14 protein-coding genes are annotated in these 15,389 nt (G+C 66.2%); 4 read left to right on the top strand and 10 right to left on the bottom strand.

Going from position 1 to position 15,389, the window contains the following annotated elements:
* Positions 1-2 precede the first annotated feature (2 nt).
* Positions 3-821 carry a glucose 1-dehydrogenase gene (locus CAL19_RS00740; protein ID WP_026640853.1) on the bottom strand — a complete coding sequence of 273 codons (819 nt, stop codon included), beginning with the start codon at positions 819-821 and terminating at the stop codon, positions 3-5.
* Positions 822-1,820: 999 nt separating this feature from the next.
* Between CAL19_RS00740 and CAL19_RS00735 the strand changes: the two genes are divergently transcribed.
* The 3 genes from CAL19_RS00735 (at position 1,821) to CAL19_RS00725 (ending at position 4,822) form a co-directional block, all read left to right on the top strand.
* Positions 1,821-2,297: a MarR family winged helix-turn-helix transcriptional regulator gene (locus CAL19_RS00735; RefSeq protein ID WP_094795763.1), complete on the top strand. Its 477-nt coding sequence runs from the start codon at positions 1,821-1,823 to the stop codon at positions 2,295-2,297.
* A 54-nt stretch (positions 2,298-2,351) separates the two neighbouring features.
* Positions 2,352-3,557: an MFS transporter gene (locus tag CAL19_RS00730; RefSeq protein ID WP_094795762.1), complete on the top strand. Its 1,206-nt coding sequence runs from the start codon at positions 2,352-2,354 to the stop codon at positions 3,555-3,557.
* A 95-nt stretch (positions 3,558-3,652) separates the two neighbouring features.
* Complete coding sequence (locus CAL19_RS00725) at positions 3,653-4,822, top strand: putative sulfate/molybdate transporter (RefSeq protein ID WP_094795761.1); 1,170 nt, start codon at positions 3,653-3,655, stop codon at positions 4,820-4,822.
* Positions 4,823-4,844: 22 nt separating this feature from the next.
* Here CAL19_RS00725 and metC read toward each other — a convergent pair whose 3' ends face one another.
* From metC to CAL19_RS00705, 4 genes are all read right to left on the bottom strand, one after another.
* Positions 4,845-6,026, bottom strand: a complete 1,182-nt coding sequence (gene metC, locus CAL19_RS00720; protein WP_094795760.1) for a cystathionine beta-lyase — start codon at positions 6,024-6,026, stop codon at positions 4,845-4,847.
* A 79-nt stretch (positions 6,027-6,105) separates the two neighbouring features.
* Positions 6,106-7,116: a Bug family tripartite tricarboxylate transporter substrate binding protein gene (locus CAL19_RS00715; RefSeq protein WP_094795759.1), complete on the bottom strand. Its 1,011-nt coding sequence runs from the start codon at positions 7,114-7,116 to the stop codon at positions 6,106-6,108.
* Positions 7,117-7,184: 68 nt separating this feature from the next.
* Positions 7,185-8,753 (bottom strand): rhodanese-like domain-containing protein, encoded by a 1,569-nt coding sequence (locus CAL19_RS00710; RefSeq protein WP_026639580.1) that lies wholly within the window; start codon positions 8,751-8,753, stop codon positions 7,185-7,187.
* Positions 8,754-8,841: 88 nt separating this feature from the next.
* Positions 8,842-9,432: a cysteine dioxygenase family protein gene (locus CAL19_RS00705; RefSeq protein WP_026639581.1), complete on the bottom strand. Its 591-nt coding sequence runs from the start codon at positions 9,430-9,432 to the stop codon at positions 8,842-8,844.
* Between the two features lie 94 nt (positions 9,433-9,526).
* Here CAL19_RS00705 and CAL19_RS00700 point away from each other — a divergent pair, with 94 nt between their 5' ends.
* Positions 9,527-10,399, top strand: a complete 873-nt coding sequence (locus CAL19_RS00700; protein ID WP_026639582.1) for a LysR substrate-binding domain-containing protein — start codon at positions 9,527-9,529, stop codon at positions 10,397-10,399.
* On the opposite strand, the gene CAL19_RS00695 is transcribed toward CAL19_RS00700, so the two are convergent.
* The 5 genes from CAL19_RS00695 to CAL19_RS00675 all read right to left on the bottom strand — a co-directional run bounded on the left by CAL19_RS00695 (position 10,396) and on the right by CAL19_RS00675 (position 15,387).
* The gene (locus CAL19_RS00695) at positions 10,396-11,328 is read right to left on the bottom strand and encodes a ketopantoate reductase family protein (RefSeq protein ID WP_051423752.1); all 933 of its coding nucleotides are present in this window, start codon (positions 11,326-11,328) and stop codon (positions 10,396-10,398) included. The two genes, CAL19_RS00700 and CAL19_RS00695, sit on opposite strands and share 4 nt — an antisense overlap.
* A 17-nt stretch (positions 11,329-11,345) precedes the next feature.
* Positions 11,346-12,323, bottom strand: a complete 978-nt coding sequence (locus CAL19_RS00690) for a Bug family tripartite tricarboxylate transporter substrate binding protein (protein WP_026639584.1) — start codon at positions 12,321-12,323, stop codon at positions 11,346-11,348.
* 216 nt (positions 12,324-12,539) lie between these two features.
* On the bottom strand, positions 12,540-13,871 hold the full coding sequence (locus CAL19_RS00685; protein ID WP_051423754.1) for an amidase: 1,332 nt from the start codon (positions 13,869-13,871) through the stop codon (positions 12,540-12,542).
* Positions 13,868-14,635: an ABC transporter ATP-binding protein gene (locus CAL19_RS00680; RefSeq protein WP_051423755.1), complete on the bottom strand. Its 768-nt coding sequence runs from the start codon at positions 14,633-14,635 to the stop codon at positions 13,868-13,870. The genes CAL19_RS00685 and CAL19_RS00680 overlap by 4 nt, the downstream gene beginning before the upstream one ends.
* A complete protein-coding gene (locus CAL19_RS00675) occupies positions 14,632-15,387 on the bottom strand; it encodes an ABC transporter ATP-binding protein (RefSeq protein WP_038852321.1) in 756 nt (251 codons plus the stop codon). Before CAL19_RS00675 ends, CAL19_RS00680 begins: the two co-directional genes overlap by 4 nt.
* Positions 15,388-15,389 lie beyond the last annotated feature (2 nt).

Here is a 15,389-nt window from a genome sequence, read left to right as displayed (position 1 = left end):
GCTCAGCCCGCTCCACGAAAACCGGGGTACAGCGTCATGCCGCCATCCACGAACAGGGTGTGGCCGGTGACGTAGTCGGCGCTGTCGCTGGCCAGCCAGGCCACGGCGCGCGCCACATCAACCGGCTCGCCGATGCGGCCGTAGGGAATCAGCTTCAACAGTTGGACCAGGCTTTCCGGCGTGTTCCAGGCGGGCGCATTGATAGGCGTGCGTATCGCCCCCGGCGCCACCGAATTCACACGTATCTTCATCGGCGCAAGCTCCTGCGCCAGCGACTGCATCAGCAGCGACACGCCACCTTTCGAGGCCGCGTAGTTGGCCTGGAACGCCCAGGGAATGACTTCGTGCACCGAACTGATGAAAACGATCGCGCCGGCTGCGGTGTCGGCGGGCGGCGAGGGGTGCTGTTTCAGGAACGACCGCACCGCCGCGCGCGAGCAAAGGAACTGGCCGGTCAGATTTACATCGATGACCCGTTGCCACTGGTCCAGGGTCATATCCTGCACCGGGGCGGGCTGCTCGATGCCGGCGTTGTTCACCAGGATGTCCAGCCCCTGGAAGCGTTCCTGGGCAATGCCGAACAGCCGTTCGACATCGTCTTCCCGGCTGATATCGGCCGGCCCCGCCACCGCCGCGCCGCCCGCCTGCGTAATGGCCTGGACTACCTCGGCGGCGCGCCGCGCCGAATCTTCATTGGGGCGGTGGTTCACCACCACCCGGGCCCCGGCTGCCGCCAGCTCCAGGGCCACGCCCTTGCCTATGCCCGAGTTGGCGCCCGTTACGATCGCCACCTTCCCCGATAGATCCACGCAATTCCGCATGCTGTTCTCCTTGCGGCGCGCCAGAACCAGGACCCGGGCAAACGCCGCCTGTCGATAGCCTGCCCAAAGCTTAGACCGGGACCTCCCCCGCGGCAAACCCGCCCCTGCGCGCCGCGCGTCCCGCAGCACATCGCATGCCTGCTTGCCAGGCGGTGTCTGACACAGTGGCGTGTCTTGCTTGCCGGTCGGTGTCTGACACCTCTGGTGTCAGACACCCCCACGGCCGTGCCATCACGCCGCTGCCCGCTGCTTGCCGGTCGGTGTCTGACACCTTTGGTGTCAGACACCCCCCACGGCCGTGCCATCACGCCGCTGCCCGCTGCTTGCCAGACGGTATCTGACACCTTTGGTGTCAGACACCCCCCACGGCCGTGCCATCACGCCGCTGCCTGCTGCTTGCCGGTCGGTGTCTGACACCTTTGGTGTCAGACACTCCCCCACGGCCGTGCCATCACGCTGCTGCCCGCTGCTTGCCAGTCGGTGTCTGACACCTTTGGTGTCAGACACCCCCCACGGCCGTGCCATCACGCCGCTGCCTGCTGCTTACCAGACGGTGTCTGACACCTTTGGTGTCAGACACCCCCACGGCCGTGCCATCACGCTGCTGCCTGCTGCTTGCCAGACGGTGTCTGACACCTTTGGTGTCAGACACCCCCACGGCCGTGCCATCACGCTGCTGCATTCTGCTTGCCGGTCGGTGTCTGACACCTTTGGTGTCAGACACCCCCCACGGCCGTGCCATCACGCTGCTGCCTTCTGCTTGCCAGTCGGTGTCTGACACCTCTGGTGTCAGACACCCCCCACGGCCGTGCCATCACGCTGCTGCCTTCTGCTTGCCAGTCGGTGTCTGACACCTTTGGTGTCAGACACCCTCCACGGCCGTGCCATCACGCCGCTGCCTGCTGCTTGCCAGACGGTGTCTGACACCTTTGGTGTCAGACACCCTCACAGGCCATGCCGTCATGTCCCAAGATGCCGCCCTGCAGTAGAATACTTTGTATGCAAACTACCTTGCCCCCCGCCGCGCCCGACCCGCGGCAGGTTCGCACGCGCTTCGGCCCCTTGCTGGGCGGCGTATTCCGGCAGTGGCGCCGCCAGGTTGACCTCAGCTTCAAAGACCAGGGCCTGTCCGATGCCACCCGCATGCCGCTGCTAGTGCTTTACGTACAGGGAGAACCGTTGCGCCAGAAAGACCTGGCCAACGCCCTGTTCCTGGACACCTCATCATTGGTGCGCGTGCTCAATTACCTGCGCAAGGCCCGCCTGGTCGACTGGTCCAGCGACCCCGACGACCGCCGCACCAAGCGCATCGGCCTGACGCCCGCCGGAAGGCAGGTCGCGGCCGCCATCCTGGCCAAAAGCCAGGAAATCGAACGCACCATCCTGGCCGACCTGACCCCGCACGAACGTGAAGTCACCCTCATCGCCCTCGAAAAAATTTCGCGTCGTTTCCATGAGCTCAACGCCCCGGCCTGACAGCGGGCGCAGCGCATCCCGACCCGGCAACCTGCTTCCCAGGCTGAACCCGCAATGAAACTAAAAGGTTCACCCTACGCATGGGTGAGTTTCGCGATGATCGTGGGTGTGATGGGCACCGCGCTCATCAGCCCGCTGTACGCCCTGTACAAAGACACGTGGCAGCTGCAAACCAGCGATATATCAGTGCTGTATGTGGTCTACATGGGCGGCGCGCTGTGCAGCCTGCTGTTTCTGGGGCGGCTGCCCGACCGGTTGGGGTTCAGGCCCATGATGCAGTGCGGCCTGGCCCTGGTGGTGGTCGGCACATTCGCCAGCCTTGCAGCGTGGGACCTGGCCAGCCTGTGCGCCGGCCGTTTCGTCGTCGGGGTGGCATCCAGCCTGGTCACCACCAGCTCCACACTGGGGCTGGCGCGGCTATCGCGGTCCGGCAGCGTGCAACGCGCGGCCATGATGACCGGCTTCCTGCTCGCGCTGGGCTTTGGCCTGGGGCCGCTGGTGGGCGGCGTCTTCGGGCAATGGGCGCCATCGCCGCTGGTCACCACCTACGTTCCCACACTGTTCCTGGGCGCGTTGGGCCTGTTCGCCTTGTGGCGGGTGCCCCTGCCGCGCGATGAAAGCCCGCATCACGCCAAGAAGCCCGGCCTGCGCGACATTCTTCCCACGCTCACCTGGCCCGCCCGCACCGACGCGCGGGCCTTCGTGCTGACATGTACCCTGCCCTTCCTGGCGTTCGGCGTATTCGGGATGTATGCGTCCATGGCGCCGCTCTTCCTGGACCAACTGGTGCCCTGGCACGGGCCCGTGGTCAGCGGCACCGCCATCGCGCTCATTCTGTTCGCGTCGGCGGCGGTGCAGATGTCGGTTGGCCGCATGCCCACGCAATGGTGCGGGGCTGGGGGCCTGGTCATGCTGGCGCTCAGCAACATGCTGCTGATCGCCAACCTGTGGACCAGCTCGGCCATCCTGTTCGGCCTGGGCGTGCTGTTCACCGCCATCGGACATGGCATGTGCATGCTGGCCGGCATGAGCATGCTCACCCGCCTGGCCACCCCCACCACGCGCTCCGGCCTGCTGTCGACGTACCTGGTCGTCGGCTACATCGGCGCCATGGCGCCCACCATGGGCATCGGCTGGATCGCAGACCATTGGGGCATGGACATCGCCGTGTGCGCCTTCTGCGTCACGGTCATCTTGCTGGCCACCCCTGCAGCGGTCTACTTCCAGCGGCATCCCAGGATGCGGGCCGCGGCGGCGTAGAACGATGCCTGCTGTTTCGCGAACCTCGCTGCACTGGCGTGCGATGGGTACACTCGCGTTCATGCAGACGACTGCAAACCGCTATCCCGGCCAGCATGCCCTCCACTCATCCTGACGCCCCCGCCACCGGCAGCCCAGCCAACCGCTACGACCGGATGGAATGGGCCGGCGCGTTCGGCGACCTGGGTACGCTCATCCCCTTCGTGGCCGCCTATATCGGCGTGCTGGGGATGGATCCGTTCGGCGTGCTGTTCGCCTTTGGCGTGTCCATGATCGCCTGCGGGCTGTATTACAGGACGCCCTTCCCCGTTCAGCCCATGAAGGCCATCGGCGCGGTAGCCTCCATCCAGGCCGTGCAGACGGCCGTGGTGACTCCGGCTGCCGTATATAGCGCCGCGATCGCCACCGGCATCATCTGGTTCGGCATCGGAATCAGCGGGCTGATGGGGCGCGTGGCCAGGCTGGTGCCGCCGTCCATCGTGCTCGGCATTGTGCTGGGCCTGGGCTTCGGCTTCATGCTGCAAGGCGCCAGGATGATGCACACCGACTGGCTGGTCGCCATCGTGGGCATGGCCGGCACCCTGGCGCTGATGGGCAACCGGGCCGTGCCGGCCATGTTCGTGCTGCTGGCCTTCGGAGCGGCAGTGGGCGCCGTCCAGCAGCCCGAGCTGCTGTCGCGGCTGGGCGCGGCCTCCATCGGATTCAGCGCGCCGTCGTTCGCGCTGGCCGACGTCACATGGAACGAAGTGTTCGTGGGCCTGGTGCTGCTGGCGCTGCCCCAGGTGCCGCTTACGCTGGGCAATGCCGTCATCGCCATCACCGAAGAAAACAACAAGTACTTTCCGCAGCGTCGCGTCACCGAGGGCAAGGTGGCCGTCTCCACCGGCCTGATGAACCTGTTCAGCGGCGCGATCGGCGGCGTTCCGATGTGCCATGGCGCCGGCGGCATGGCGGGGCACCGCGCATTCGGCGCGCGCACCGGGGGCTCGGTCGTCATCCTGGGCTGCATCCTGCTGGCGCTGGCGCTGTTCTTCAGCGGATCGGTGCATGCCCTCTTCCAGCTGTTTCCACCGGCCGTGCTGGGGGTCGTGCTGTTCATCACCGGCATGCAGCTTGCCGCGGGCAGCAGCACGCTTCCCGCGCAGCGCGGCGACCGCATCGTCGCGCTTGCCTGTGCGGCGCTATGTATCTGGAACGTGGCGCTGGGCTTCGTGGCCGGCGTCGCGCTGCATTGCCTCAGCCGCCGCGGCTGGCTGCGGCTGTAGCGCGCGCATGGCGGCAAACACGCTACGGCGCCGCCGCCTGCAACGCCTGCGCCAGGTCGTCAATAAGATCCTGCGGGTCTTCCAGCCCGATGTGCAGGCGCACCACCGGCCCGCGCTTGCTCCAGTCTGTGACGCTGCGCGTCTCGCTCATATGAGCCTGCGTCACCAGGCTTTCGTGCCCGCCCCACGACGCGCCTATGCCAAACAGCTGCAGGCTGTCGATGAACCGGTCGACGTTCGCCTGGGATGTGGTTCGGGCAAGCTCGATAGACACCAGCCCATTGGTGCCTTGGCAATCGCGCTGCCACAGGTCGTGGCCGGGGTGCGATGGCAGGGCCGGGCAGAACACCGTGGCCACGCCGGGTTGCGACGCCAGCCATTGCGCCACTTGCAGCGCGTGCCGTTCATGCATGGCCAGGCGCGGAATCAATGAACGCACGCCGCGCAACACCAGCCACGCGTCGTCCGGGCTTACCGTGATGCCGAACGCGTCGCAGCGCTGCGCCAAAGGCTTCCACGCCGCTTCCGTGGTGGCAACCGTGCCCATCATGACGTCGGAATGGCCCGACAGGTACTTGGTGGCGGCCATGACGGAAATGTCGGCGCCCAGGGCCAGCGGCCGGTACTGGCACCCCGAGCCCCAGGTATTGTCGGCGGCCACCCATGCGCCCCGGGCGTGGGCCATGGCGGCCAGCGCGGGCAGGTCGCACATCTCGTAGACCAGCGAGCCCGGGCACTCGGCATAAAGCATCCGGGTGTTGGGGCGCATCCCGTCTTCGGCATCGCTGCCGTCGGCGGCAAAGAACGAATATTCGATCCCGTAGGGCTCCAGGAACTGGCGCGCCAGCTGACGCACAGGCTGGTAGGCACTGTCGGAAATCAGCACATGGTCGCCGGGCCGCAGGTAGCTGACCAGCGTCATGGCAATGGCCGTCAGGCCCGTTGGGAACAGGCGCGCGCGATAGGCGCCTTCCAGCTCGCATACCGCGTCTTCCAGGGCGAACGTGGTGGGCGTGCCGCGCGCGCCATACGTAAAGAGCCGATCCTGGCCGCGCTGTTCGCGCGCCTGCCGCTGGTGCGCGGCATTCCGGAACACCACCGTGCTGGCCCGCACAACGGGCGGGTTGACTGCCGTCCCGCCGTCGTACGCCGGCGTCTTGCCAACGCTTGCCAGTCGAGTTTTTATGCCCTGTGTCCGCGACATGTTCAATTCACCCTGCTTCGGTAATGGCCCGGCGTGGGCGGGCGCCGGTGCGCATGCGCACCGGCCACCGGCCACCGGCTCAATCCACCTTCGCGCCGGCCAGTTTGACAACGTGCGCCCAACGCTGGATATCGTCGCGCAGTTGCCGGGCGAAATCTTCCGGCGTGCTGGCGACCACCTCGCTGCCGCCCTCGACGATCAAGCGCGTGACGTCAGGCGAGCGCAACGTGCGCACAATGGCCTCGTGCAGATAGGCTACACGGTCCTGCGGGGTACCGGCGGGCACGAAAAAGCCATACCAGTCTTCAAATCGCGCGCCTTTCAGGCCGAGCTCTTCCAGCGTGGGCACCTGGGTAAAGACGCCGATGCGGCGCGGGCTCGTGACTGCCACCGCGCGCAACTGCCCGTTCTGGATCAGGCCCGCCACGGACGACGTCGACGTAACCAGCGCATTGACCTGGTTGCCCAGCAGGTCGTTGATGGCCGGCCCGGCCCCGCGGTACGGCACGTGCGTCAGCGGAATGTCGTGCTCCTTCGCCAGCACCACGCCCACCAGATGCGACAGTGTGCCATTGCCGGGGGTGGCGTAGGTCAGGCGGCCGGGATTCGCGCGGGCTTGCGTCACCAGGTCATTGAAGTCTTTGATGGAAGACGCGGCCGGCACCACGATGGCCAGGGGGGCAGCATTGATCTGCGTGATCGGCGTGAAGTTCTTCAGCGGGTCGAACCCTGCGTCGCTGTAGATCGCGGGGTTCACCGCCATCAGCGACACCTGGCCCGTCAGCACGGTATAGCCGTCCGGCTTGGCCGAGGCTGCCGCCTTGGCGCCGATGTTGCCCCCTGCTCCTCCGCGGTTTTCCACGACAGCGGGTTGCCCCGTCACGTCCATCAGGCGCGAAGTCACCCAGCGCGTCGTGGCGTCGTTGCCGCCTCCGGGCGGAAACGGCGACACGAACCGGATGGGCTCGCCCGGATAGCCGTCGCGCGCGGGCAGGCGCTCGACAGACTGCGCGTGCGACAACGTCGCGAATGCAGCAACTGCCGTCGCCGCCCCCAGCATCATCAGTTTTGCAAACCTTGCTCCAGACATGGTGACTCTCCTGTTTACTTTGAGCTTCTTATGGTTTCCGCGCGAACGCGGCTCCTCCCCGCATATGGCTATGCGGATGCGGGCAGGTAAAAGTTGCCGCGCTCCTGCTCGTCGAGCTCGGCGACCAGGCCGGTCTCCCATGCAAGATATTGGCGCGCCGCTTCCTTGTTGCCGTCGTGCCGGTCGTGCACGAAGAACAGGTAATCGATGCAATCCTCGTCCGACGGGCAGTCCGGGCTGGGTTCTACGGCGTAGCCGACGGCCTGCCAGGCGTCCAGCCCGCCTTCAAGCAGCAGCGGCGCGCGAACCAGCTCGATGGCCGCCCATTGCGCGATCCGCGCGTCGTCGGCCACCAGGACCGCCTGGCGGGTCTCGTGGCGAAGGTCGCTCGCCAGCCGGGGCCGTATCGACCACCGGGAACCGGGTATATGTCCTGCGCGGTATTGCATGCCGGCGCGCACATCCACGACGGCCACATCGCCCGCCTGCATGCGGCTGGCCAGTTGCGCGGCCGAGATCCGTTCCAGCCGGGGCGGCGTTGCAGCAGGTTCGGCCTGCAAGGCCAGGCCGCTGGACAGGCCGTCCTCGAGCACGCTGGCATCGTGGCCCATCTGGCGCAGCCAGCTGGCCACCACCGGTGCGCGCACACCGTCGCTGTCGAACAGCACAAGCCGCGCGCCGCGCACCCCCACATACTGGTCGCAGGCCTGGATAAGCTGCCCGCCCGGCGTATGCTGTGCGCCCGGCAGCGACTTTGCATGAAACTCCGCGGACGTGCGCACATCGCACAGAAACAGCGTGCGCCCGGCGTCCTGCGCCCAGGCGCGTACTGTCTGCGCCGTCACATACGGCACATTGAAGCGTTCTGCCAACGCCCGGGCCTGCGGCAGCAGCGCCGGGCTTCCGGTGTTGTCGCCGTAGCGGTCGGTGCCCCCGTGCTCCAGCGCAAGGTCCGCCAGAAACCAGCCCTGCGTGCCGTTTTCCAGCGCAAACACGGGATTGGGAATGCCCAGGTTGATCAGCGTCTGGGCGCCGATGATCGAACGCGTGCGGCCCGCGCAATTGATCACGATGGGGGTCGAGTCGTCCGGCACCAGGCTCTTGATGCGATAGGCCAGTTCGCCATTGGGACAGCACGTCGCGCCCGGGATATTCATCTTGTGGAACTCGTTCACCGGCCGCCCGTCGAAGATCGCCAGTGGTTCTCCGGCCGCCTGTTTGCGGGCAAGTTCCTGCGCAGAGATGCGCGGTGTGTGATACGCGTGCTCGACCAGCTCGCCAAAGGTCTTGGACGGCAGGTTGACGCCGGCAAACAGCTTGTACCCTGCGTCCCGCCAGGCTCGCGCACCGCCTTCCAGGATCATTACCTGGGCATAGCCCAGCGCCTGCAGACGCAGCGCCGCGCGTCCGGCCACGTCGCGGCTGGCCTCGTCACCGCCGTCATAGACCACGATCCGCACCTGCTTGCGCGGAACCAGGCGGTGGATGTCCAGCTCCAGCCGGCTGTAGGGCAGCGAAGCCGCATAGAACAAGTGGGCTTCGCCATACTGGCCATGCTCGCGCACGTCCAGCAGGGCGATCTCCTGGCCATCATGCAGCATGGCCTTCAACGTGGCGGCGGATATGAAGTTGGGCATGGAATACTCAAAAAAAACAGGCAAAACGAAGCCCCGTGCGCCTCGCGGGCGCACACCTTTCCGGGCCGGAATAAATGCTGCGGGTTGGCTAGCGGCGCGTCTGCACGCCTATGTCCATCTTCTTGCAGGTGCCTGCAGCCAGGTCATAGCTCATGCGCTCGGTCAGTGTCTCGAGCGCCCGGCCGTACATATGCAGGTGGCGAATCACCTGGTCGCCCTGGATCTCTACAGAATGAATGTCCTCGGGCATGAGCGCGATGCCGCGCCCCGGCTCGACCACGACCACGGCGGTCTCGCGCAGCTTGCCCACGCCAGGCACCGAGCCATCGTCGGTGCGTTCATACACGCGATTGTGCTCCGAGCCCTCGACCGCTGCGATACAGGCCCAGGTGGTGTGGTTGTGCGGCACGATACGCTTGCCCGGACGCATCACGTTCAAATACAGCGCATAGCTCTGGTCCGGGTCTTCGGCGATCAGGTAACGATTCTGGTATTCGCCAGGCTCTGGCGCGGCAAACTCGGCCTGCTGCCAGAACTGGCGCTGCGCCGCCAGGCCCAACAGCTGCTGCAAGACGGCGTCCAGACTTGCACGCGTGGCGGGGCCTGGCCCGATCGCCGCCTTCATGGCTGAAATGGCTGCGCTCACAGCCGCCTGGCGTTGCTCAGAGATGGTAGTCAAGACAAGCTCCTCTTAATCGTTGGGCTCACTTTAGCCTTATGGCCGACTGGCAACAATCCAACGCGAGGAATAAATATATAAATATAATTTAAGTATGGACACCCTAGACATCGACCTGCTGCGCACCTTTTCCACCATCGTCAGCAAGGGCAGTTTTGCCGCGGCGGCCGTGCAACTTGGGCGCACCCAAGCCGCCATCACCCAGCAGATCCAGCGCCTGGAAGACCGGGCCGGCCACCCGTTGTTTGAAAAGCAGGGTCGGCAGAAACGGCTGACCGATCACGGGCATCGCCTGCTGGGTTACGCGCGGCACATGCTCGCCATCCACGACGAAGCGCTGCGCAGCCTGCAGCAACAATCCATGCAGGGCCTCATCCGCATCGGCGCGCCGCATGACACGGCCGACACCATGCTTCCGCCCGTGCTTCAGGAAATCACCCTCGGCTTTCCCGGCGTGCAGTTCGACCTGCACGTCGGGCGCAGCCCGTTTCTCATGGAATCGCTGAAAGAAGGGGAAATGGACATGGTGATATCCAACCGCGAAGACCCCTCGTACGAAGGCTTCGTGCTTCGGTCCAGCCCCACGGTGTGGCTGTGCGGCGCCAACTATGCGCACGACCCCGCCAAGCCCGTCCCGCTGGTAATGGCCGACGGCCCCAGCATCTTCCGGCGCATCGCGTGCGAAGCGCTGGACGCCGCCGGCATCGCGTGGACGCCGCGGCACACCTCTACCAGCCTGGTAGGCATACGCTCCGCCTTGCGCGCGGGGCTGGGCGTGACCGCGCGCGGCGTAGAACAGCTGGACCCGGGCCTGCGCGTGCTGGGCGCCGGCGACGGCATGCCGGCCCTGCCCGACCTGGTGTACCGGTTATATGTGCGCAGCCACGTGGTCAACCCGGTGATACGGCAGGTTTTCCAGAGCCTGAAGACGCGGCTGAGCTTTGCACGCGACACACGGCGCGGCTAAGGCCGCAGGCGCTCCGACTCCTTGGCGCGGATCAGCGCCACCACCACATCATTGACCGGCGTCGGCACGCCCTGCTCTTTGCCCAGCCTGACAATGGCGCCGTTGATCGCATCCACCTCGCAGCGGCGGCCCGCCTGCAGGTCCAGCAGCATCGACGGCCGCGCGCCGGGGATCTTGCCGCCCAGCGCGCGCACGTGGGCAATGGGGTCCGGCAGCCCCAGCTCCACGCCCAGGCTGCGCGACACATCCACCGCCTCCTGAGCGCAGCCGGACGCAATACGCCACGCCTCGGGGTGCTCGATGATCTGGCCTATGGTCAACTCGGTCAGCCCCGCGGTGCCCGAATACGCGACGTTCATGATGACCTTCTTCCAGACCATGCTCGAAACATCGTCGTGCAACGCCACATCAAAGCCCGACGAACGCCATACCTCGGCCGACGCTTCAAGCGCGGTGCGCGGCAGCCCCGCATAAGCGCCGAACCAGGTCACGGCCAGGCCGTTATGGTGCACATGGCCCCATTCGGGCAAGGACGCGCCATAGCCGCCCACTACTCCCACGGCCAACTGGCCCGGATCGATAAACCGCGCCACCCGCTCCGGCGAGCCCACGCCGTTCTGGATGGTCTGCACCACCGTATCGGGCTTCAACAGCGGGGCTGCGGCCTGTGCGGCCGCTTCGACGTCGAACGCCTTGGTGGCGATGATGACCAGGTCGCAGGGGCCGATTCCCGCTGTATCGACAGACGCACTGGCCAGGCGCACCCGCCGCTCGCCGCTATAACCCGACACACGCAGGCCGTTCGCGTTGATGGCATCCACGTGCTCTTTCCACGGGGTCACCGCGTGCACCTCGTGCCCGGCCGACGCCATAAGGCCTGCGTAGACAGAGCCCATTGCCCCGCACCCAACAATACATACTTTTGCCATTGCTCCTTCCCCGGTGGTCAGTCCAGCTTGATGCCGGCCTGCTTGATGACAGCGCCCCAGTGATCGAACTCTTCGCTCGTGTAGCGAGCCAGTTCGTCGGGCGACATGGTGTCCACGTACATGCCCGCGCTGAGCACGCCCTGGCGGATTTTTTCGGTGTCCAGCACGCGGTTGAACGCGCTGTTCAGGCGGGCAACGATCTTGGGGTCGAGCTTCTCGGGCCCATAGATGGCGAACCACGAGCCCACGTTGTAGCCCTTGAGCCCCAGTTCATCGGTGGCGGGCACGTCCGGCAACGCATCGAGCCGCTTGCCGCCCGACACCGCAACAGGCCGGGCAAGGCCCGCCTTCACCTGGCCCATGGCGCCGGCCGGGCTGGTAATGTAGAAATCGACCGTTCCTGCCGCCAGCGCCTGCATGGCATCGCCCGCGCCCTTGAACGGAATGTGCACCATGGAAATGCCGGCGATCTGCTCGAGCATCACCGCGCCCACATGGGGAATCGAGCCCTGCCCCGACGAGGCGTAGTTGATTTTTCCGGGATTGGCCTTTGCGTACGCGATCAGGCCCGGCAGGTCCTGAAACGGCGCCTTGCCACTCACCACCAGCAATTGCGGCGAACTGGCCACGAACGCCACCGGCGTAAAGCGCTTGTTGGGGTCAAGGTCGATATCCTTGAACAAGTGCGGATTCGAGACCAGATAGCCGTTATAGCCGAACAGCAGCGTATAGCCGTCCGGACGGGCATTCGCCACGAAACCATTGCCGACATTGCCTGAGCCGCCCGGTTTGTTTACCACCACCACTGACTGGCCCAGCTCGGCGCCCAGCGGCTCGGACAACAGGCGCGCCAGATAATCCGTAGAGCCGCCCGGCGGCGAGCCCACCACCAGGTTGACGGGCTGCGCGGGCCAATCTGCGCCCAGCGCCGCGCCGGCGCTGCCCCACAGTACCGCAATTCCCAGGCAAGCCCGGGCCAATGACTTCACCAGCATGTCGTCCTCCGATGTGTTCTTATCGTTGTGGCCCGACGCGGCGCGGCGCGGCCTGGGGCCGCCGCACGAACCACCGGGCGGCCACGTCCCTGCAAAGCAGTATAGGAATGCCCTGGCGACCGGCAAGCGCGATTTGGTCAAGGGCGGTTGGCGAAATTCGAAGGGCCGGCAAGGCGGCCGCATGCCGCGTGCCGCGAACGGCGCGGCACGCGCGGTTCAGGTATCGTGCGCGCGATTGCCCAGCACCTGCTCCACCTTGCGGGCCCATGCCAGCAGCGCGGGGTCTTCATTGCGAAAGCCCACCAGCTGGATGGCGATCGGCAGGCCGTGGTCCCCGCGCGCCACCGGCAGCGAGATAGACGGGTTGTGCAGCAGCGACCATGCGCGGATGAACACTGAGCTGCCCGTGCTGGAAATCTCGGTTGCCTCGCCGAGCGTAGCCGGCATGACCAGCGCGTCCAGGTCGCGGGCAATATCGTAGAACTGGCGGCGGCAGCGGTCGGCCGCGTCCAGCGCCCGGGCGTAGTCCTCATCGCTGTATGAACGGCCCAGCTCCAGGTAGGCAAGCAGTTCGGGATCGCATCGGTCGGCGTGGTGACGGCGCAGATCGTCGTATTCCCGCGCCAGGTCGTACGCCATGATGACGTCCTGGATGTCGCCGATCTCTTCGTACGAACCGGGCATCGACAAAGGCACCAGGCGTGCGCCGGCCAGGGCCAGCGACGCCAGGTTCTCTTCAAAGATTGCCTGCGTACGCGCATCCGCCTGCGGCCAGTCGCGCGGTTTCCAGACGCCCAGCCGCGGCATGGCGTCGGGCGCCTGGGCGGTGTAGCGCGGGTCTCCTACGAAGCCCTTCATGAATAGCTGCGCGTCTTCCACGGAGCGGCACAACGGCCCGATCACGTCCAGCGGCCGCGAATACGTACGGATGCCGACATACGGGATGAGATCCAGCGTCGGCTTGAATCCCACTGCTCCGCAAAACGATGCCGGCCGCAGAATGGACCCGGCCGTCTGGGTGCCGACCGAGATCGGCGTCATGAAATCGGCCACCGCGGCCCCGGACCCGGCCGATGACGCAGCCGGGCTGCGGCTCAGGTCATGGGGGTTGCGGCAGGGTCCGGCCAGCATGATGGCGTGGCGCGACACGGTATTCTTGCCCAGTATGTTGTAGCCCAGCGCACGGGCGCGGGCCACCACCGGCGCGTCGGCGCCAGGCTGGCGCCCCGGAAAGATCTCGGGGTCGCCAAGCTCCGTGGGCATGTCGGCCGTGTCGATGGTGTCTTTGATTCCCAGCGGCACGCCGTCAAAAAAACGGGTGCGGCCGCTCTTGTCCAGGGCGCGGGCGCGGGCCAGCGATTGTTCCCCGGCCACATGCACCCAGGCGCGAACGTCAGGGTTGCGCAAGGCGATGCGTTCCAGGCAGGCCTGCGCCCAGGCCTCGCACGTCAGGGTGCCGGCATCCAGCGCCCGCAAGCCCTCGGCCATGGTAAGGCGAGCAATAGACGACGGCGCCGGTCGGCGCGCGCGCAAGTCCGCGGTATTCATAGTTGATCTCCGGTCTGTTCGGTGGAGTGGCCCCGGCCGATATAAAGATCGGCCATATCTTCATTGGCCAGCAGGTTGGCGCCCGTGTCGGTAAGCACGATGCGCCCGGCGTCCAGGATGTACCCGCGGTCGCTGAACTGCAGCGCCTGGCGAGCCCGCTGCTCGACCATCAGCACGGCCACGCCCAGGCTGGGCAGGCGCTGCACTTCGCGGAACACCTGGTCGGTCAGGGCGGGAGACAGCGCGGCCGACGGCTCGTCCAGCAGTATCAGCCGGGGATCCGGCATGAGCGCTCGCGCGAACGCAAGTTGCTGCCGCTCGCCGCCGGACAGATTGCACGCGTAAGTGCGCCGTCGCGCCGCCAGCGCGGGAAACATATCCAGCATTTCGGCGATGCGCGCCCGGGGTTGCCGCACATACTCCACGACCTGCAGGTTTTCCAGAACGGTAAGGTCGCCGAACACGTTCTTGACTTGCGGCACATACGAAATGCCCACCCGCACCCGGTCTTCGACATCAAGGCTGCGCAGGTCTACACCGTTGAACTCCAGCGTGCCGGACAGGCGAGGAAGCAAGCCCATCACTGCCTTGATCAGCGTGGACTTGCCTGCCCCGTTCGTACCGGCGATCGTCACGATTTCCTGCGCTGCCACCTGCATGTCGATGCCGCAGACGATATCCACGTCTCCGTAGCCGCCGGCCACGTTCTGCAAGGACAGCAAGGCGCCGCCGCCGGTGTCATGGGAAATGCCCGGCCCGCTCATATCACGCCTCCCATGTAGGCTTCGCGCACGGCTTCCTGCGCAAGCACTTCGCGCGGCCCGCCTTCGGCGATGACCTGGCCGCGATCCATGACATACATGCGGGGCACGATGCGGGCCAGTTCTTCCAGGTTGTGTTCGATGATCAGCACCGTCATCCCTCGTTGATTCAATGCCGTGATGCGCTCGGAAAGCTCGCCGATAAGCACCGGGTTCACGCCGGCGAACGGTTCGTCCAGCATGATGCAGCGCGGCTCCAGCATCAATAGCCGCCCCAGCTCCAGCAGCTTTTTCTGGCCGCCGGAAAGCATGCCGGCCGGCTCATCCGCCACACGGGCAAGATTCAGGAACTGCAGCAGCTCGTGCGCGCGCTCGGCGGCGCGCTGTTCTTCGCGTGCAACCTGGCGCGGCGAGAAGAACAGCGCAAGCAGCTTTTCCCCGCTCAGGTCGGGCGCGGCCGCCATCATGTTGTGCAGCACCGACAGCTGAGAAAACTCGCGCGGCACCTGGAAGGTCCGGGCCAGCCCGCGGCGCACACGCCGGTGCACAGCCAGGTCGGTGATGTCCTGGCCATCGAAGCGGATGGCGCCCGACTGCAGCGGCACATAACCGGTTATCGCCGAAAACAGGGTGCTTTTGCCCGCGCCGTTGGTGCCGATCAAACCCAGCAGCTCCCCGCGATTCAGGTGCAGGCTGACATCGTCCAGCGCCTTGAAGCCTCCAAAACTGGCACTGACGTTACAGACTTCGAGCATCT

It is taken from the genome of Bordetella genomosp. 7 (assembly GCF_002261265.1).
In the GTDB taxonomy this organism is placed as follows: domain Bacteria; phylum Pseudomonadota; class Gammaproteobacteria; order Burkholderiales; family Burkholderiaceae_B; genus Bordetella_A.
This window is presented reverse-complemented; position numbering and strand designations above follow the sequence as displayed.